Source organism: Sphingosinicella sp. YJ22, from assembly GCF_011320075.1.
GTDB lineage: Bacteria > Pseudomonadota > Alphaproteobacteria > Sphingomonadales > Sphingomonadaceae > Allosphingosinicella.
On record NZ_JAANPA010000012.1, the window covers coordinates 44,107 to 63,235 of the forward strand.

Sequence of the window (19,129 nt, forward strand, 5' to 3'; positions counted from 1 at the left end):
GGCATTCCTCAATATGCGGTGGATTGATCCATCGCATTGCGAAACGAAAGAAGGTGCCGACATCCCTCGGTTTGCCGCCCCCGGCACCGCTGGATAGAAACCCGCCCATGCTCGAGTTCCTGCTCGCCCTCGCCGTCTTTCTCGCGGCGCATGTCATTCCCGCCCGCACGGGGCTTCGTGCCGCGCTCGTGGCGCGAGTCGGCGAGCGCGCCTATCTTGTCGGCTATTCGCTGCTCTCGCTGGCGCTTCTCGCCTGGCTGATCCACGCCGCGATCAGCGCGCCGGTGGTGCCGCTATGGCCTGTCTCCCTCGCCCATTATTGGATTGCCCTGGTGCTGATGCTGCCGGCATCGATGCTGATGGTCGGCGGCGCGGCGAGCCCCAACCCGTTGTCGGTGAGCTTCGGTTCGGCGGGCTACGATCCCGCCGCTCCCGGCCTCGTCGGGGTGACCCGCCACCCCTTGCTGTGGGGCTTCGCGTTGTGGGCGCTGGCGCATGTCCTGCCCAATGGCGAGCTCGTGCCGCTGATCATGTTCGGCGGGTTCGGGATTGTCGCGCTGTCGGGAATGTTGATCGTAGACCGCCGCAAGCGCCGGCAGTTGGGAGCCGAGTGGGACCGGCTCTCGGCTCCGACCTCGGCATTACCCTTCGCAGCCTGCTTCCGCGATCCGGTTGCCCGACGCTGGCGTCCTGGCGCGGGAGCCATGACCGTTGCCGGCGGGACCGCGCTGTACCTGCTTCTTCTGTGGCTCCACCCTCGGGTCATCGGGCCGGACCCCGCCACGTTGCTGCTATAAGCCGTTGTCGGCGCGGGGCGCGAAGAGGATCGGGCCGTAGGCGAACAGGAAAATCAGGAACGCGCCCCCCCAGGCTACAGCCGAGACCTCCATACCTAGCGTGTAGTCGATCAGCCCGAGCGGCGCAGTAACCCGGAGCACGGCCCCGATCGTGACGAGGAAATAGAGGACCACCGTCGCCGGGCTGGCGCGCAGGTCGCGGCCGGTATGGCCGAGCGTTGCGCGGGTCATGACGGCGAGGATCATCGTGGCCATCGCGCCGGCGGTGAGCGCGTGGATCGCGGCCGAGCGCGGCACCGCCGTCCCGAGGATCGCAGCCCCAAGCAGAACCAGTCCGACCGGCACCCAGAGGTAGCCGACATGGAGGATGAAGACGAGCGGATCTGCGACCGCCTTGAGCCCATTCCAGCGCGCCAGGCGCAGCGCCTGCAGCAGGCCGGCGGCGAGGAGAAACATGCCCACCACCGGTCGATCCGGGAGCGCTACCCATGCCAGGAGCGCGGCCGAGGTGACTGCGATCGTCGCCATGTCGAAGCTACCCGGCTGGCCGGGCAGGCCCTGCTTCACCCCTCGCTTGGCCAGCCAGTTGCGCGTGAAGGACGGGATGATCCGGCCGCCGATCAGGGAGATCATCACCACGACCAGAGCCAGCCCCGCCCGCCAGCCGAGGCCCTCGTCGGCCACCACCCCGGCCGCGGCCGCATGGTCGAGCGCGTTGGCGAGGCCGAACAGCATCACAAGGCCGACGATCGGCACGTTTCGATTCTTGGCCGCGAGAACCTCGCGCGCACCCATTAGCGCGAGCACGAGATAGAAACCTACGTCCAGTGCAGCCGCGGGGCCGTGGCCGACTTCCCCCGAGAAGAGGACCGCCACGCGCGCGAGACCCCACAAGGCGAATAGCGACGCGAGCGGCGCGCCGGCGATCGGGAGCCGTCCGGTCCAGTTGGGAATGGCGGTGAGGAGAAAGCCGGCAATCACCGCTCCGACGAATCCGAACAGCATTTCGTGGCGGTGCCAGGTCAATGGCTCGAGCGCGCTCGGCAGTGCCGTGACTCCCGCGAGTGCCAAGAGCCACAAAGTCAGAGCGACGACCGCCCATATGGCGCCTCCGAAGAAGAACGGCCTGAAGCCGCCTCTCAGAAAGGCCGGCGCGGCCGCCATCCTTGACCGCCTCAGCGCCAGCATTCGTTCTCCACGCGTCTCCACGATCATGCTCCTCGAGATAATGGGGACCGGTCGCACCCCTTTCCCCGCCGGCAATTGATCTGGCTCACTTCTGCGCGGCTCTGGCCCTCTACAGGGGGGACCTCAATCTTTGTGTGAAGGAGCGGGAAATGCGTCACGAACGCGCACTGGACAAAGCCAGCTATGAGAAGGTGGACGCACCTCACTTGTGGACCGGCGGTCCGCAAGTCGCCACGCTGCCGATCGCTGAATTCGCCGAGCATGGAGCAGTGGCACAGGCGCCGACTCCGTCTGCTCCAGAAGTGCCCGCCGCAGTCGGTGGAATGATCGCTATCGCTTATGCGGGGCTAATCGGGGCATTCGCGGTTGCGACCGTAGGCTCAGCCGAATCGCTATTCGCGGTTGTCATCGCCGCCTTGTTCGTGGTTGCCTTCTTTACCGTTCCGCGCATCTTCCTCGCGGTCGAGCCGAAGGCACAGAAGCGCTCGAGCTTCGACCGGTTCATGATCGACGGCATCCAGACCCTGACCGGTCACAATTCCGGCCCCGCCGCGCTGATCCAGATGCTGATCGTGCCGGTTCTCCTGACCTTCGCCGCCCTGGCCATGGGAATTGCTGCGGCGATCTACCTTTGAGCCACAAGGGTAGCGCTGCTTAGCGGCGGGGAGAGAGGATAAGGAGCCGAGCGAGTTGATAAGCTTCGGGTCGCACGGGATTCTGTAATATTCCTATCGCGCGGGCCCGGCTGCCGAGGAGCAGGGCTATGTCTCGTAAGGGGCTGCCGGACGGGCAGAGCAATAGGATGGGGATCATCCCAGCGGCATGGCCTCGAGCGAGGCTGACTTGGCTCACCGGGCCGACTGTGGAACCCCCAGGGTCGAGCGCGGGGCCTGAAAGCGATCCAGCCGCCCGCCGTCCGCTTTCCGGAAATCCGGACAAAGCCTCGGATTTCTGATTAGGGCGCGAAGCAGACATCTCCGCGACCGTCTCCGACCCACAGGGTTCGCTTGGGTCAAAGCGTACCAGATTCCCAACTGACAAACCCGGCCACGATGGGAACGTTGGTCAAATCGCGCTTCCGCTTGGCCAAAAAACGGCAGATTTGCGCGGGTGCGCTTTGTTGACATCGCAGGGGTCGCAAGTTCAATCCTTGCCACGCCCACCATTTTCTCTTTTGAAATCAGCGCCGTGACGGCGTAGATGCCGCGGCGACCACGGCGCTGCCGCTGCGGCAGGAGCGAGCGGCCGCGTGTCCTCGCTTGCGAACTCGAGTTATTCGGTAATCACCTGATACTCGATTTCACGCTGACGCTCACCCCTGTAGTCGAGCGCCAGGCGGATCGTCCCGCTGCCCGCTGACGTGCCCACGAAACGGAAGATCTTCTCGGTGTCGGAGCCCTCGGTCCGCTCCTCCTCTTCGCCGTAGAGAAATCCTTCCGAACGAAGGTTCGCGGGGACGTCGAGGACGGTCCACACATTTCCGATCGACGGATTGTCACTAACCCGAATTCCGATCCACTGGCCCGTCCGGATCCTGGCTGGCCGGTCGGTATCCTCGGGACCCAAGAGGCGCTCATACGCTTGCCCAGGTTGCTCGGACGGTTCGCTCGCAGCACCACAGGCCGAGTTCAGGAGTGCCATCGGGAGCAGCAGAAACGCGCGCATCATCGCAACCTGCCACGCTCATTTCGCCGGTCAAGCCAGCGGTGCCGTCAAAAAATCAAGGCGCGGCGGCTGACCTCATCCACAAGGTTGCGCGTGTCCGCCCTGCCGCTAGCTTGCTGGCGATGAGCGGACGAGTAGCGAGGGATCGGAAAAGCGAACGCAACGGCCTCGTTGTTTCACTCCTCATTTTCTCGTTGCCGGCGCTTCTCGCATCGCTCCTCGCAATGGTCATTCTGGGCAATGTCATGGCGCCACTGGTTCAGACGGGCGCCGATCCCCTAGTGCTCGGCGGCTGCGCAGGGACGGCAGTGGCGAGCGCGCTCGCACTGGCTGCCATCCTTCGGGAGCGACCGGGTCTGAAGCTCGCCCTCGTCTTGTTCACCATTGCGGCTGGGGCCGGCTTCACCGGCGGCATCGTCTTGGCCTGGATCGGCAATGCCGCCCTCGCGAGTGGGCCGCCCGAACGACGGATCATCCGGATCCTGGCAGCCGAATCTCGCTACGCCGGCCGTGGCCCTCCGCGTCATGTGGTTGTTGTGCCGAACTGGACTCGTCAACGCGCGACGGTGGAGCTGGAAGTGGGCCATGAACTCAGCCGTTATGCTAGCGGTGGCTGCATCGAGGTGGTGCTTCGTCCCGGCAGCTTCGGGGCGCCGCGCCTGGCGGATCACAGGCCGGTATCCTGTCCTTCGAGCTGATCTCCCGCGCCGCCCGCGAACGTCTGCTTTCGCGCCTGTCGAATGACGCTGATAGACGAACGGGAGCGTAAAGAGGGGCAAATGATATTGCGGTGGGCGTGAAGGTGGCGCGGGCTGATCAGCGGCCCTGACAGCGCGCGCACCGTCATTCCATCCGCCGCGCGTGGCGGAAGCGCGCATAGCGATTCAGCAGGTCGTTGATCAGCTGGTCGATGCTGTAGTCGGTCACGTCGCGCGATTGATCGCTGTCGGGAGACGATGCCACCGCGCGATAATGCAACCGTTCCGAGCCATGTGTCTTCCGGGATTCGGCGAAGGCGAAGCTCGGCGCGCGGAAGCCACGGGCGCGGATCGTATAATGGAAGGCTCCGCGCTCGGCGTGGGGCACGACGAGGGCGAGATGGTCCTCCTGCTGCGCGACGGTGGGGGAAAGGCCCCGCTCGCGCATTTGAGCGGCCACCGCGTCCAGCGCCTCGCGCGCGGTACCCGCGAGAAAAACCGCGACCGAGTCCCGGTCATGATAATGAAGGATGTTGGCGAGCCGGTGCTGCCACCCGATCTCCCCGTCGGGCTTCCCGTCGTCCACGGTCGACAGGTCGGTCGGGGTTCCTTTCCCCTCCATCTGCAATGCGCGAAGCAAGCCATAGCAGATGAAGACCATCACCACGGTGAAAGGAAGTGCGCTGGCGATCGCGGCCGTCTGAAGCGCTTCGAGGCCTCCGGCAACCAGCAATACCGCGGCCACGACACCCGCGCTGACTGCCCAGAAGACGCGCTGCCAGACCGGAGGATTGGGCGCATCCCCGGAAGTGATCGTGTCGATCACCAGAGCGCCCGAATCCGCCGAGGTCACGAAGAAGGTGATGACAAGCAGGGTCGCAAGTCCCGATGCGACGACCGAAAACGGCAACTGCTCCAACGTCTCGAACAACGCCACGGGCATGTCGTTGACCGCAGTCGTCGCGAGGTCCGCCGCACCACTCAAGTCCATCTGGATCGCGGTGTTCCCGAACACGGTCATCCATAGGAAGGTGAAGAGCGACGGGACCAGCAGAACGCCGACGACAAACTCGCGGATCGTGCGGCCTCGGGAAATGCGGGCGATGAACATGCCGACGAAAGGCGACCAGGAGATCCACCAGCCCCAGTAGAAGAGCGTCCAGTCGCCAAACCAAGCGTTAGGCTCATAAGCATACATTCGGAACGTCCGCTGCACCACGCTGCCCAGATAGGCACCGATATTCTGCACGTAGGCCTGCATCAGGAACACGGTGGAGCCGGTGACGAGCACAAAGACGAGGAGGGACACTGCCAGGACGATGTTGAGTTCGGACAGGCGCTTGATGCCCTTATCGAGCCCGGCCACCGCAGAAAGGGTTGCCATGCCGGTGATGACCGCGATCAGCACGATCTGGATAAACACGTTGGTCGGCAGGCCGAAGAGGTGGGCGAAACCGGCATTGACCTGGAGCACGCCGAAGCCGAGCGAGGTCGCCACGCCGAACATCGTGCCGATCACTGCGAAGATGTCGATCGCATGACCGATCGGGCCATGAATGCGCTTGCCGATCAGCGGATAGAGCGAGGAGCGGATGGTCAGCGGAAGGCCGCGTCTGAACGCGAAATAGGCGAGCGCCAGCCCGACGACGATGTAGATTGCCCAGGCGTGCAGACCCCAGTGGAAGAAGGTGAGCACCATCGCCTGTCGCGCCGACTCGATCGTTCGGCCTTCGCCGACCGGCGGCAGGGCATAATGCTGGATCGGCTCGGCCACGCCGAAGAACAGCAGGCCGATGCCCATCCCGGCACTGAACAGCATCGCGAACCAGGAGAGGTAGCTAAATTCCGGCTCGGATTCGTCTGGCCCCAGCTTAACGTCGCCGTAGCGGCTCATCATCAGGAAGAGCACGAAGAGCAGGAAGCCCGCGACGGCAAGGACATAGAACCAGCCGAGGTCGACGATGATGGTGGCCTGCACGGCGGCGGATAGCCGACCGGCCTCCCCGGCGAAAAGGGAACCGAACAGGACGAAGGCGAGGATCAACGCGGCCGATATGAAGAACACCGGCGGGCTCACCTGGATTCGCTGGCTGCGTTGCGGCGGCATCTCAGTCGTCGGCGGAGGCTCGGTCATGAGACCCTTTTCGGGTGCAACGTGGTGATGCGTGAATACAGGGCAACGAGGATAATCGCCGGGAGTTGCCGAGGCGCTACGGAACGATGCTCAGTCCTCGCAAATGCTCATCTGGACCGGCAATAATCGACCGGCCGACAAGTCGCTAGGCTACATCCTTACCGCCGCACCGGATGAGGCATGAGCTGTTCGATTCTGATCCCCATCAGATGGAGGAGGAAGAGGTAAGACTCATACCAGGCGTTGACCATCTTCGGGGACAGGCGCGTGCCGAGCACCTTTCGAAGGACCGGCGCCAGCGCGTTACCGAAGCGGGCGTAATGTCGCCCTTCGATGTCGAGCCGCCGGTGCTTGGACGCCGCCCGGTGAAGGTCCCGCGGCCTACCGAATGCCGCGAGATCGCCAGCGCACTCGATCAATAGACCGAGCAACGTCACTGCGGTCACGTCGCCTTGGCCGAATGGCTCTTCCGGCGTCTCCTGCGCGACAAGCCGATCCTGAAGCTCCAGCAATATCTGATGCCGGTTGCGTTCGATGACCGGCATGGATTGGGCGAGCCGGATGCGGATATCCTCCGCAATGACGGCCGTCGTCATGGCAAATCCCCTTCATCTCCATTCGGAGATGTCTGTTCAGCCTTTCGTGAAGGAGCGCTCTGGCGGCGCCCCGTGACCCCTCTAGCGAGGTCGATCCGATCCGCCCGCGCGAAGCGCGGGCCAAAATTCGGGATAGCGTGAGCCCCCCCGGAGCCTAGCTCCGAGGGCCGCCTATGAACCAGCTATCGGCCTCGTGAAGCCGCAGTCTCTCAAATGCTCGAAACAGCTGCATGCAGGAAAAGCTAATCAATGGAGGCGCAGGTCGCAACCCCCACGGCAAAATTCCAGTCAACGATCCGAAAAGCTGTGGATTCCACGAGATAAGGGTTGCGCATCGAGATTGGGCCGCTATGCTACGCGACTTCCCCAGTCATGATACTTTTTTATTATTATACTATCAGCAGTGCTGCGTCATGTGCGGCATAGCTGGCGAAATCCGTTTCGACGGCACGATGGCCGACTCCACTGCTGTTGCCAGAATGATGCGCAGCCAGGAGCGGCGCGGCCCGGATGCGTGCGGTCAGCTGATGCGCGGGCGGGTCGGATTGGGCCATCAGCGGCTCAGGATCATCGATCTGTCCGTCCGCTCTGAGCAACCGATGAGCGATCCCGAACTCGGGCTCAGCCTGGTCTTCAACGGCTGCATCTACAATTATGCGGCGCTTCGCGAGGAACTCGAGGGGCTCGGCTATCGCTTCTTCTCCGGCGGCGATACCGAGGTCATCCTCAAGGGATGGCATGCTTGGGGGCCGGCCTGCGTCGAGCGGTTCAAGGGCATGTTCGCCTTCGCCCTTCACGAGCGGGACAGCGGCCGAGTCGCGCTTGTCCGGGACCGTTTCGGAATCAAGCCGCTTTATTATTCGCAGGTCGGCACCCGACTGCGGTTCGCCTCGACACTGCCGGGCATCGTCGCAGCGGGCGACGTCGACACCGCGATCGACGCCGAAGCCCTCCAGTTCTACATGAGCTGGCACGCCGTCGTCCCACCGCCCTGGACCATCCTCAAGGGGATCCGCAAGCTGCCCCCCGCAACCGTCCGAGTCTACGAGGAGGACGGCCGCTTCAGCGACACATGCTACTGGGATCCGCCCTATGACCGGTCCGCCGACGAGCGCCCCCGCGCCGCCGGCGAGTGGCGCGAGATGCTTCACGCCGCGCTGCGCGTCGCCGTTGAGCGGCGGATGGTCGCGGACGTGCCGGTGGGCGTGCTGCTTTCGGGCGGAGTCGATTCCAGCCTGATCGTCGGACTGCTCGCCGAGATGGGGCAGCAGGGGCTATCCACCTTTTCGATCGGATTCGAGGACGCGCACGGCGAAAAGGGCGACGAGTTCACTTACTCCGACCTGATCGCGCGTCATTACGGGACTCACCACCACAAGCTCGCCATCCCCTCGGCCGATCTGCTCGACGCCCTGCCCGGCACGGTTGCGGCGATGGCCGAGCCGATGGTCAGTTATGACAATGTCGGCTTTTACCTGCTCTCGCGCGAGGTTTCGAACCACATCAAGGTTGTTCAGTCGGGACAAGGAGCTGACGAGGTGTTCGGCGGCTATCACTGGTACCCGCCGATGGCGGGCGCCAACGATCCGGTTGCGGCTTATTCCCGGGCTTTCTTCGATCGGGATGCCGAAACGCTGAGCCGCCAGCTGGGGCCGGCCTGGCGCAACGGCGGTACGCTTCCGCGCGACTTTGTCGCGCAGCATTTCGCTCGCCCCGGCGCTTCCGACCCGATCGACAAGGCGCTGCGGATCGATTCCACAGTGATGCTCGTCGACGATCCGGTGAAGCGCGTCGACAACATGACAATGGCCTGGGGGCTCGAGGCGCGAGTGCCCTTCCTCGACCATGATCTGGCCGAGCTGGCGGCGCGCATCCCGCCCGACCTGAAGCTCGCCGGCGAAGGCAAGGGCATCCTGAAGGACGTGGCGCGCGACGTGATTCCCGCTGCGGTGGTCGACCGGCCGAAAGGCTATTTCCCGGTGCCGGCCCTGAAATATCTCGAGGGTCCCTATCTGACGCTGGTACGGGATGCGCTGGCCTCGCAGGCGGCCAGGGAACGCGGGCTATTCGCACCCGATTATCTCGAGCGGCTTCTCGCCGACCCGACCGGCCACATCACTCCGCTACGCGGATCTGAGCTCTGGCAGGTCGGCCTGCTGGAGCTGTGGCTTCAGCAACAGGGGGTCGGCTGATGACGCGGCGGCAGCCCCGGCGCCCCGCGCGGCGACGCCAGCATGCCGGTCCGATGCCGACGGGCGCGGCCAAATCGGCAAACGCCTACCGCCGCAATGCCATTGTCCAGTGCGGGTGGGGGCGCATTCTTTTCGCCCACACCTTTGATGACGTCGAAGAGCTCGTTTCCGAGATTCGCGCTGAGGGCGCCGAGCAACGCGACATCGCGATGTACGTCGCAGAGCCGCACGTTTTGATCGCCAACGCGCCGGCCGAGCTGTTCCTCGACCCGTCGCACACCTATCGGCTGAACCTGACCACCTATCGGCCGGCTCGTCGGCGGCCCGCCGGGTTCTTTGTCCGGCGCATGATCCCGAGCGCCGATATCGACTCGGTGAACCGGCTTTACGCACTCCGCCACATGGTGCCGGTGCGGCCGGACTTCTTCGAGCAGGGCAGCGGCCGCCTGCTCAGCTATTTCGTCGCCGAGGATCTGGAGACCGGCGAGGTGATCGGAACAGTGACCGGAGTCGACCATGCGATGGCATTCGACGATCCCGACCGGGGCGCCTCGCTGTGGACGCTCGCCGTCGACCCGCAGGCCCGGCACGCGGCCGTTGGCGAGTCGCTCGTCCGAACGCTCGCCGAGCATTACGCCACCCGCGGCGCATGCTACCTCGACCTGTCGGTGATGCACGATAACGAAGGCGCCATCGCGCTGTATGAGAAGCTCGGCTTCCACCGGCTTGCCTTCTTCACGATCAAGCGCCGCAACATCATAAATGAGCGGCTTTTCGCAGGTCACGACCCCGCGAAGGACATGAACCCCTACGCGCGGATCATCATCGATGAGGCGCGCCGGCGCGGCGTCGGCATCGAGGTGATCGACTCGGCAGGCGGCCTGTTCCGGCTGCACTCCGGCGGAACGACGGTTCGCTGCCGCGAAAGCCTTAGCGAACTCACGACGGCGGTCGCCTTGTCGATCTGCGATGACAAGGCGATGACGCGCCGGATCGTCGCCGAGGCCGGAATTGTCGTTCCGGATGAGGTGGACGCCGACGACATGGACGGGGTCCGGACGTTACTCGACAAGCACGGGTCCCTCGTGGTCAAGCCAGCCCGCGGCGAGCAGGGCCGCGGCGTGGCAGTCGACCTCGACAGTCTCGCCGGCGTGGAGGCTGCGATCGCCGCCGCCCGCGGCCACAACGACCGGGTTCTCGTCGAGAGCTATCACCGGGGCGACGATCTTCGGCTGATCGTGATCGGCTATCAGCTTGTCGCGGCCGCGATCCGGCGGCCCGCCGAAGTCGTCGGCAACGGTGTCGACACCGTTCGGGAGCTGATCGACCGGCAGAGCCGCCGTCGAGCCGCGGCGACCGGCGGCGAATCGCGCATCCCGATCGACCCCGAGACCGAGCGCTGCGTCCGCAAAGCGGGCTTCGGGCTAGACGACGTGCCCGACAAGGACATCGCCTTCCCGGTCCGTAAAGCCGCCAATCTGCACACCGGGGGCACGATCCACGACGTCACGGAGATCGTCCATCCGCACCTCGGCGAGGCGGCGATCCGGGTGGCACGCGCGATCGGGATACCAGTCGTCGGGGTGGACTTCATCGTCCGCGATCCGACCGAGCCGGATTATGTGTTCATCGAGGCAAATGAGCGACCCGGGCTCGCCAATCATGAGCCGCAGCCGACGGCAGAGCGCTTCATCGATCTGCTGTTCCCGCTGACCATGCCCTCTGCCAACCGTGAGCAATGGAGCGCAGATGCCGCTGCCTGAAATCGACACCGAGTATCTGATCGCGCAGCTGGAGCGCCTGCTCTCCATCCCGAGCCCGACCGGCTATACCGATCCGATCGTCCGCCACGTGTCGCGCGAGTTGGAGCGGATCGGAATCGATTATTCCGTGACTCGCCGAGGCGCCATTCTCGCCCTCTACAAGGGCCGCGAGAGCGAGGGTGCCCGAGCCATCGTCGCCCATCTCGACACGCTCGGAGCCACGGTGAAGATGATCAAGGACAATGGCCGGCTCGAGCTCGTGCCGATCGGAACCTGGTCGGCCCGTTCGGCCGAGACCACCCGCTGTACCATCTTCACCGAGGGCGGCTCATTTCGAGGCACCATTCTCCCGCTGAAGGCGTCCGGCCATACCTTCAACGAGGAGGTCGACAGCCAGCCGGTCGGATGGCCGTTCGTCGAGGTGCGGATCGACGCCGATTGCCGGGATCGCGGGGCGGTCGAGGCGCTTGGAATCAATATCGGCGACCATGTCGCGATCGATCCGGGCACCGAGCTGCTCGACAATGGCTATGTCGTCTCGCGGCATCTGGACGACAAGGCCGGATGCGCAGTGGCGTTGGCGTCGCTCAAGGCACTCGTCGACAACGACATCGAGACTCCCGTCGACATCCATTTCGTCTTCACCATCACCGAGGAAGTGGGGTCGGGCGCGTCGGCGGTGCTGCTCGACAATGTCGTCGCGATGGTGTCGATCGACAACGGGACCACTGCGCCGGGCCAGAACAGCTCAGAATTTGGGGTCACGGTCGCGATGGCCGACCAGGTCGGCCCGTTCGACTATCACTTGACCCGCAAGCTCATCCACCTCTGTCAGGACGAGGGCATCCCGCATCAGCGCGACGTGTTCCGCTACTACCGCTCGGACAGCGCCTCCGCACTTGCCGGTGGTGCAGACGTAAGGACCGCGCTTATCACCTTCGGAATCGATGCCAGCCACGGCTACGAGCGGATCCATTCCAGTGCTCTCAAGCACCTCGCTGAGCTTGTCGTCCTTTATGTCGCCAGCGACGTCGAGATCCGACGCGACGTCGAGGAGTTGGCCGACCTGTCAGGCTTTACCGATCAGCCGACCGCACCGGCGCCGAACAATGAAAGTGATTTAGGGGCCGAGGCGCCGCGTTGACGGCGCTAAAGCAACTGCCGCACGAGATCGTCCTTGCCCGGGCAGTGATTGGCCCAAGAATGACAGATTTGCGCGGGTTGCCTGCGTTGACATCGCAGGGGTGGCAAGTTCAATCTTTGCCACGCCCCCCATTTTTCCAGCTTTCTACGGGATGAGCAGCGTCGAACCGGTGGTTCGGCGTGCTTCCAGATCCTCATGCGCCCGGCGCACCTCTTCCAGCGCGTAACGCTGGCCGACCGTCACCTTGAGCGTGCCGCCGCGCAGCATCTCGAATAGCCGCGCCGCGCCCGCCTGGCGTTCCTCGGGCGTGACATAGTAATCGAACAGTGTCGGCCGGGTCGCAAACAGCGAGCCCTTGCGGGCGAGGATGGCGAAATCGACGTCGCCGACCGCACCGCTGGCATTGCCGAAGCTGATGACGAGGCCGCGCCTGGCGGTGGAGTCGAGCGAGGTCGCGAAGGTCGCCTTGCCGACGCCGTCGAATGTCACCCGCACGCCCTCGCCGTTGGTCAGATCCCGCACTCGGGCCGCGAGGTCCGGCTGGTCGGCGAGCAGGACATGGTCGGCGCCGGCCGCGGTAGCGAGCGCCGCCTTCGCCTCGGTGCCGGTGGTGCCGATCACCTTCGCGCCGGCCGCCTTCAGCCACTGCACGAGCAGCAGGCCGACGCCGCCCGCGGCGGCATGGACGAGGACCGGCCAACCCGCCTCGACCCGCCCGCAGCGCTCGACGAGAAACTCGGTGGTGCAGCCCTTGAGCATCGCCGCTGCCGCGGTCTCGTCGGAAATGTCGTCGGGCAATTTGACCAGCGCCGCCGCCGGCACGATTCGCGCCGTCGCATAGGCGCCTCGCGCCGGGCCGAAGGTCGCGACCCGGTCGCCCGGCGCCAGGCCCGTGACGCCGTTGCCGACCGCCTCGACCACGCCGGCGGCCTCGACTCCGAGCGGCGCCGGCAGCTCGACGGGATAGAGGCCGGACCGGTGATAGGTGTCGATGAAGTTGAGGCCGATCGCCGTGCTGCGCATCAGCACCTCGCCCGGTCGCGGCATGGGCAGGTCGACGTCGATCAGCTGGAGGACCTCGGGACCTCCGGTCGCCTCGATCCGGACCGTTCGGGCGCGCATCGCCTCGTCAGAGCCGGCCGTGCTGGTCCTCGCTCTGGAACATGCGGTCCACCTCCATGACAAGGTCCTTGAGGTGGAAGGGCTTGGACAGCACCTTGGCCTCCGGGGCGCGACGGCCGGCCTTGAGTGCGACCGCGGCGAAGCCGGTGATGAACATGACGCGCATGTCCGGCGCGATCGTCGCGGCTTGCTGGGCCAGTTCGATGCCGTCGAGCTCGGGCATCACGATGTCGGTGAGCAAAAGATCGAACCGCTCGCGCTCGATCAGCGGCAAGGCGGCGGTGCCGCGATCGACGGCGGTCACTTCGTAACCGACGCGCTCCAACGCCCGGCTGAGGTAGAGCCGCATCGAGTCGTCGTCTTCAGCGAGAAGAATCTTGATCATGTTCCGACGCCTCTCGGCCTCACTCCTTGCGCCACCGGCCTTATGCCAAGGCGCCGCCCGACGCCAGCGCCGCGGCGATTTCCTTGTCCCGGATTGATATCACGCATTGCCGCATCGACCATGCACCTTTAGGTTTAAGGAGCGATGACCGACGCGCCCTTCTATCGCATCGGACCGGAGCGGCCGGTCCTACCGGTCATCCTCTCCGTCCCCCATGCCGGGCGCGACTATCCGCCCGCGCTGATCGACGCGGCGCGCGTGCCGGTGTCGGTTCTGGAAGCGCTGGAGGACCGGCTCGTCGATCGGCTGATCTGGCGCGCGGTCGCCGCGGGCGCGACCGCCTTCGTCGCGACCCTGCCCCGCGCGGCGATCGACCTCAACCGCGACGAGCGCGAGATCGATCCTGCGATGGTCGCGCCGCCGCCGCCGGCCCATGCGCTGCTACCGACCGCGCGGACGCGTGGCGGGCTCGGGCTGGTGCCGGCGCGGCTCGCCGGGGCGGGCGCGTTGTGGCGCGGCCGGATCAGCCGCGAGGAATTGAAGCGGCGGGTCGAGACGGTGCATCGCCCGTTCCATGGCGCGCTTGCCAGCGCACTTGCGGCGGCCAAGCAGCAATTCGGCGCCGCGATCCTGCTCGATTGCCATTCGATGCCGCCGCGCCCGCAGGGCGAAGCGAAGGTGATCTTCGGCGACCGCCATGGCCGCACGATCTCCCCCACGCTTCTCGAGGCCGCGCTCGGCGCCACGCGCGCGCTCGGCTTTGCCGCCGCGTGCAACGAGCCCTACGCCGGCGGCCACGTCATCGAGCGGCACGGCAAGCCCGCCGCGCAGGTCCACGCGCTTCAGCTCGAAGTGGACCGTTCGGCCTATCTCGATCCGGGCCTGAGGGACCCGGGGCCGGGCTTCGACTCGGTCGCGCGGCTGATCGCCGCGGTGGTCGGGGCGCTGAACGGTGCCGTCATCGGCCCGCCGACCGCCATCGCGGCCGAATGAGCGCATAAGATCCGAAGGAAAAGCGCCCCATTCCGCGTGCACGGGGCCGAGCCAGGGAGGAAGCCGGCGCCGACGTGCACGCGGCCCTGATGGAAAAATGACCACCGCGCAGGTGCGCGGTGGCCAGGTTCAGGGAGGAGCGCCCAGAGACTGGGCGCAACACGCCGCCGTAAAGGGGGGGTACGACGACGTGCACCCCCAAGATGGGGGTGTGTTAACGCTTTTCAAGCCTCTGAAAGCCGGGGCTTTCAGAGGCTTGGACTGTCGACGTCAGTGGTCGCTCAGGCGTCGATCGGAGCCGGCGCCGGCGCCTCGCGGCCGGGGACCTTGCCGAGGCTGTGCTGCTTGCCGAACAATTCGCGAACGTGGTTGAGCGAGAAGAGGTGGGCGAAGATGAAGCCGAGCACGCCACTCTGGTTGATCTTGCGCACCACGTCGCCGCGCAGCTCGCGCAGCTTCTCTTCGTTGACCATCTGGAAGCCGCGGTAAATGTAGGGCTGGTCGCTCTCGTGGAGCTGGATCGAGACTTCGCCTTCCATCAGCAGGTCCATCTCCTGGACCTCGCGAACGAAGGCCGAGGTGCGTTGGGCGGCGCGCTCGAAATCCTCGCAGAAGCCGAGAATCTGGCGCGTCGAGTCGCTCGGCTTGTCGCCGTCGAACAAAGCGGCGCCGTCCTCAAACTCGCCGACCAGGCCGCTGTCGGGATCGAAGCACAGCGACAGCTCGTCGCTGTCCGGGCGCAGCTTGGCGAGCATCCAGGGATAGCGGCGGACATAAGCGGGGACGTAGAGGTCCTGCTTGAGCTTGCCGTCCTCCTCGACGAACACGTTGACGCCCTCGTTGAGGCCGAACAGCCCCAGCGGAACCGGATTGTCGCCGGCCGAGAAGACGATCGGGTAGAAGCGCTGGGCGAGGATGAACTCGTCGACGGTCAGCGGCACCGCGTGGGCGTTGGCGAAATAGGGCGCCTTGTCGACGCTGCGGCTGACAAACTTCTCGTGCATCTGGCTCGAGAGCGGCAGGAGGTTCTTGTAGAACAAAGGCAGGTTGGCGGGCGGCTGAGTCGCCATCGGTCACGTCTCCATTACGTGTGCTAGGGTGGCCGCAGCGTGGCGGCCGTGAATTCAGGCGGCATCGTCTATGGGTTAAGCCGCTCCCGCGCAAGGCTTCCCGCGGGCCCGTCCGCAGGCGGCACGAGCTTGCCCGGATTCATGATACCGGCGGGGTCGAGCGCATGCTTGATCGCCCGCATCGCCGCGAGCCGCGCCGGGTCGGCGAGACGGGCGAGCTCGCCGAGCTTCATTTGGCCGATGCCATGTTCGGCCGAGATCGAGCCGCCGGCGCCGGTGACCAGATCGTGGACCAAGACGCTGACCTCGGTTCCCTCTCCGTCGACCCAGTCGGGCCCGGCTCCGCGCGGCGCGGCGACGTTGAAATGGACGTTGCCGTCGCCGAGATGGCCGAAGGCGATGACCTGGGTGCCTGGGAAGCGCTCCTCGACCTCCATCGCGGCCGCGGTCATGAATCCGGGCATCTGCTCCACGGTCACCGAGATGTCGTGCTTCGCGGCCGGGCCGTGCTGGCGTTCGGCCTCCGAGATCGTCTCGCGCAGCCGCCACAATTCGCCGGCCTGCGCCTCGCTGGACGCGATGGCGACGTCCTGGATGATGCCGAGCTCCAGCGCCGACCGGAGCGCGCCGTAGAGCGGCTTCTCGGGGCTCGCCGCGGCGATCGGCGAGACGGCCTCGACGAGAACGTTCCATGGCGTCGGCTCGGCAAGCGGCGGCCGGGTCCCCGGCACATGCGCGAGCACGAGGTCGAGGGCGGTGCGCGGCACCAGCTCGAAGCTTTCCACGACGTCCCCGATCGCCGCCTCGAGGTGGCGAAGCAGGCGCAAGGCGTCGGCGGCCGAGGCTAGTCCCGCCCAGGCGACGACCCGCGAGCCCACCGCCGGCACCAGCTTCAGGCTGGCCGCGGTGACGATCGCGAGCGTGCCCTCCGCGCCGATCAGCAGCTGGGTGAGATTGTAGCCGCGATTGTCCTTCTTGAGCGGCGACAGGCCGTTGAACAGGCTGCCGTCGGGCAGAACCGCCTCGACGCCCTGGACCAGGCTGCGCATCGTGCCGAAGCGAAGCACCTGGGTGCCGCCCGCATTGGTCGAGACGAGGCCGCCGATCGTCGCCGAGCCCTTCGCCGCCAGCGACAGAGGAAAGCGCCGCCCTTCCGCCAGCGCCGCGTTGTGCAGCGTCTCGAGCACGACCCCGGCCTCGCACACCGCGAGATTGGCCTCGCGGTCGAGGCTTCGGATCGCGTTCATCCGCCTCAGGCTCAGGATCAGGGCGTCGCCGGTCGAGTCGGGGGTCGCGCCGCCGACCATCGACGTGTTGCCCCCCTGCGGCACCAGCGGCACCCCCGCGGCAGCGCATAGCCCCACCACCGCACCGACCTCCTCCGCCGACGCCGGCGACAGCAAGGCCGCCGCCTGCCCGCGATAGCGCCCGCGCCAGTCGGTCAGCCAGGGCGCGAGATCGGCGGGATCGGCGCTATAGCCCTTCGGCCCGAGCCGGTCGGCGAGCCGCCCAAGCAGTTCTTGCGGTGGACTGGACATCATGCCGGGCATAACAAAGGCCGCGACGGGGGCAAGTTCATCGGCCATTCAACCGGCCGGGGGGATGCCAGGGCCAATGGGACAGACGCGATGATCCGCCTCGCCGCGGCTGCATCTTTATTGCTTATCGGCGTCGCCACGCAGGACAGCGTGCGGGCGAACGACCTGCGCTTTGCCCAGGTGACCGTCCACCAGCGCATCGTCATCCGAGTGCCCGAGGGCGACCGCCGAGTCGTCTCGGCCGGCAGCTCGCTCATCCGCTGGCGCGAATCGGACGGCCCGCGCTGCGTGCAGGCGCGGCAGATCATCGGCGCCACGCTGGGCGGCAGCAGCGTCGACCTCATCATGCGCGACAACCGCCGGGTCCGCGCGCGGCTGGGGCAGCGGTGCGCGGGGCTCGATTATTACCGTGGCTTCTATGTCAACGCGACCGAGGACGGCCGCATCTGCGCGGATCGCGACGTGATCCGCTCGCGCATGGGCGGGCGCTGCGAGATCACCGAGTTCCGCAACCTGCGCCCGGAAAGCCGCCGCTAGGCGCGCCTCGCGCGGGGCCCCAGCCTTGACAAGAGCTTAGCTCTCTGTCCTAGCCCCCCTTTTCACAGGGCAGCCGTAGCGGCGCCCCAACTCCCGGCCCCATTTGAATGAGCTTTGCCGATCTTCACCTGTCAGATGAACTGCTCCGAGCGGTAGCGGAGTCGGGCTACGACACGCCGACGCCCATCCAGCGCGAGGCGATCCCGCACGTGCTGATGGGCCGCGATCTCATCGGAATCGCCCAGACCGGCACCGGCAAGACCGCCGCGTTCGTCCTGCCGATGATCGATATTCTCGGCGAAGGCCGAAGCCGCGCCCGAATGCCGCGCTCGCTGATCCTCGAGCCGACCCGCGAACTGGCGATGCAGGTTTCGGAGAATTTCGAGAAATACGGCAAATATCACAAGCTCAACATGGCGCTGCTGATCGGCGGTACCAACATGGCCGACCAGATCAAGAAGCTGGAAAAGGGCGTCGACGTGCTGATCGCCACGCCGGGCCGGCTGATGGACCTGTTCGGGCGCGGCAAGATCATGCTCAACGGCTGCAGCCTGCTCGTGATCGACGAAGCCGACCGAATGCTCGACATGGGCTTCATCCCGGACATCGAGGAGATCTGCTCCAAGCTCCCCAAGGAGCGGCAGACCCTGCTGTTCTCGGCGACGATGCCGGCGCCGATCAAGAAGCTCGCCGACAAGTTCCTCAACGACCCGCGCCAGGTCGAGGTCGCCCGGCCCGCCACCGCCAACACCTCGATCGACCAGCGCGTGCTCAAGGTCGATGCGCGCAAGAAGAAGGACGTCCTGGCCGACCTGCTGCGCGGCGACGAGGTCAAGACCGCGATCGTGTTCTGCAACCGCAAGACCACGGTGCGCGAGCTCACCACCAGCCTCAAGCGCCGCCACCTCAAGGCCGGCCAGATCCATGGCGACATGGAGCAGTCCGAGCGGATCAAGGAGCTCGACCGCTTCAAGAGCGAGGAGATCAACATCCTCGTCGCCTCCGACGTCGCCGCCCGCGGCCTCGACATCAAGGGCGTCAGCCACGTCGTCAACTTCGACGTGCCGTGGCAGCCGGACGATTATGTCCACCGCATCGGCCGAACCGGCCGCGCCGGCCGCACCGGCACCGCGATCACGCTGGTGACGAAGGACGACGCCGAGGCGATCGACAAGATCGAGAAGCTGACCGGCATGAAGATCGCCGCCGCCGACGGGTCAGCGCCGCCTGCGCCTGCGCCTGCCCCCGCTCCGGCGGCTGACGAGCGCGACGAGGTTGCCGAGCCGCGCGCGCGCAGGAGCCGCGGC

17 protein-coding genes are annotated in these 19,129 nt (G+C 66.1%); 9 read left to right on the forward strand and 8 right to left on the reverse strand.

The annotated features are described in order from the left end of the window. Positions 1–107: 107 nt before the first annotated feature. Positions 108–797: an NnrU family protein gene (locus G7B71_RS06325; protein WP_166039035.1), complete on the forward strand. Its 690-nt coding sequence runs from the start codon at positions 108–110 to the stop codon at positions 795–797. On the opposite strand, the gene G7B71_RS06330 is transcribed toward G7B71_RS06325, so the two are convergent. Further along, a complete protein-coding gene (locus tag G7B71_RS06330; RefSeq protein ID WP_166039037.1) occupies positions 792–1,961 on the reverse strand; it encodes an NnrS family protein in 1,170 nt (389 codons plus the stop codon). The genes G7B71_RS06325 and G7B71_RS06330 overlap by 6 nt on opposite strands. A 173-nt stretch (positions 1,962–2,134) precedes the next feature. On the opposite strand from G7B71_RS06330, the gene G7B71_RS06335 reads away from it, so the two are divergent. After that, positions 2,135–2,620 carry a hypothetical protein gene (locus G7B71_RS06335; protein ID WP_166039039.1) on the forward strand — a complete coding sequence of 162 codons (486 nt, stop codon included), beginning with the start codon at positions 2,135–2,137 and terminating at the stop codon, positions 2,618–2,620. 637 nt (positions 2,621–3,257) lie between these two features. Here the strand turns inward: G7B71_RS06335 and G7B71_RS06340 are convergent. Then, positions 3,258–3,653 carry a protease inhibitor I42 family protein gene (locus tag G7B71_RS06340; protein WP_166039041.1) on the reverse strand — a complete coding sequence of 132 codons (396 nt, stop codon included), beginning with the start codon at positions 3,651–3,653 and terminating at the stop codon, positions 3,258–3,260. A gap of 221 nt (positions 3,654–3,874) precedes the next feature. On the opposite strand from G7B71_RS06340, the gene G7B71_RS06345 reads away from it, so the two are divergent. Continuing rightward, positions 3,875–4,348 carry a hypothetical protein gene (locus G7B71_RS06345; protein WP_166039042.1) on the forward strand — a complete coding sequence of 158 codons (474 nt, stop codon included), beginning with the start codon at positions 3,875–3,877 and terminating at the stop codon, positions 4,346–4,348. Positions 4,349–4,493: 145 nt separating this feature from the next. On the opposite strand, the gene G7B71_RS06350 is transcribed toward G7B71_RS06345, so the two are convergent. Beyond that, entirely contained in the window at positions 4,494–6,482 is a 1,989-nt protein-coding gene (locus G7B71_RS06350; RefSeq protein ID WP_166039044.1) for a BCCT family transporter, read from the reverse strand. Positions 6,483–6,640: 158 nt separating this feature from the next. Continuing rightward, complete coding sequence (locus G7B71_RS06355) at positions 6,641–7,078, reverse strand: globin domain-containing protein (RefSeq protein WP_166039046.1); 438 nt, start codon at positions 7,076–7,078, stop codon at positions 6,641–6,643. A gap of 413 nt (positions 7,079–7,491) precedes the next feature. Between G7B71_RS06355 and G7B71_RS06360 the strand changes: the two genes are divergently transcribed. From G7B71_RS06360 to G7B71_RS06370, 3 genes are read left to right on the forward strand one after another with little or no spacing between them, the layout of a single operon-like run. Then, the gene (locus tag G7B71_RS06360) at positions 7,492–9,270 is read left to right on the forward strand and encodes an N-acetylglutaminylglutamine amidotransferase (protein ID WP_166039048.1); all 1,779 of its coding nucleotides are present in this window, start codon (positions 7,492–7,494) and stop codon (positions 9,268–9,270) included. Continuing rightward, on the forward strand, positions 9,270–11,033 hold the full coding sequence (gene ngg, locus G7B71_RS06365; protein ID WP_166039050.1) for an N-acetylglutaminylglutamine synthetase: 1,764 nt from the start codon (positions 9,270–9,272) through the stop codon (positions 11,031–11,033). The genes G7B71_RS06360 and ngg overlap by 1 nt, the downstream gene beginning before the upstream one ends. Continuing rightward, positions 11,020–12,177, forward strand: a complete 1,158-nt coding sequence (locus G7B71_RS06370; protein WP_166039052.1) for an osmoprotectant NAGGN system M42 family peptidase — start codon at positions 11,020–11,022, stop codon at positions 12,175–12,177. The genes ngg and G7B71_RS06370 overlap by 14 nt, the downstream gene beginning before the upstream one ends. A gap of 144 nt (positions 12,178–12,321) precedes the next feature. On the opposite strand, the gene G7B71_RS06375 is transcribed toward G7B71_RS06370, so the two are convergent. Together G7B71_RS06375 and G7B71_RS06380 are read right to left on the reverse strand one after the other, a co-directional pair. Further along, positions 12,322–13,299, reverse strand: coding sequence for a quinone oxidoreductase (locus G7B71_RS06375; protein WP_166039054.1), 978 nt, complete (start codon positions 13,297–13,299; stop codon positions 12,322–12,324). 7 nt (positions 13,300–13,306) lie between these two features. After that, positions 13,307–13,684, reverse strand: coding sequence for a response regulator (locus G7B71_RS06380; protein WP_166039056.1), 378 nt, complete (start codon positions 13,682–13,684; stop codon positions 13,307–13,309). Positions 13,685–13,828: 144 nt separating this feature from the next. Here G7B71_RS06380 and G7B71_RS06385 point away from each other — a divergent pair, with 144 nt between their 5' ends. Then, positions 13,829–14,677 (forward strand): N-formylglutamate amidohydrolase, encoded by an 849-nt coding sequence (locus tag G7B71_RS06385; RefSeq protein ID WP_166039058.1) that lies wholly within the window; start codon positions 13,829–13,831, stop codon positions 14,675–14,677. Positions 14,678–14,958: 281 nt separating this feature from the next. On the opposite strand, the gene G7B71_RS06390 is transcribed toward G7B71_RS06385, so the two are convergent. Both G7B71_RS06390 and G7B71_RS06395 read right to left on the reverse strand, forming a co-directional pair. Beyond that, positions 14,959–15,747, reverse strand: coding sequence for a SapC family protein (locus tag G7B71_RS06390; protein WP_166039060.1), 789 nt, complete (start codon positions 15,745–15,747; stop codon positions 14,959–14,961). A gap of 68 nt (positions 15,748–15,815) precedes the next feature. Beyond that, positions 15,816–17,288 (reverse strand): FAD-binding oxidoreductase, encoded by a 1,473-nt coding sequence (locus G7B71_RS06395; RefSeq protein ID WP_166039061.1) that lies wholly within the window; start codon positions 17,286–17,288, stop codon positions 15,816–15,818. Between the two features lie 87 nt (positions 17,289–17,375). On the opposite strand from G7B71_RS06395, the gene G7B71_RS06400 reads away from it, so the two are divergent. Beyond that, the gene (locus tag G7B71_RS06400) at positions 17,376–17,822 is read left to right on the forward strand and encodes a hypothetical protein (RefSeq protein WP_166039063.1); all 447 of its coding nucleotides are present in this window, start codon (positions 17,376–17,378) and stop codon (positions 17,820–17,822) included. Between the two features lie 107 nt (positions 17,823–17,929). Continuing rightward, on the forward strand, positions 17,930–19,129 hold a 1,200-nt coding region (locus G7B71_RS06405; RefSeq protein WP_166039065.1), incomplete at its 3' end, for a DEAD/DEAH box helicase.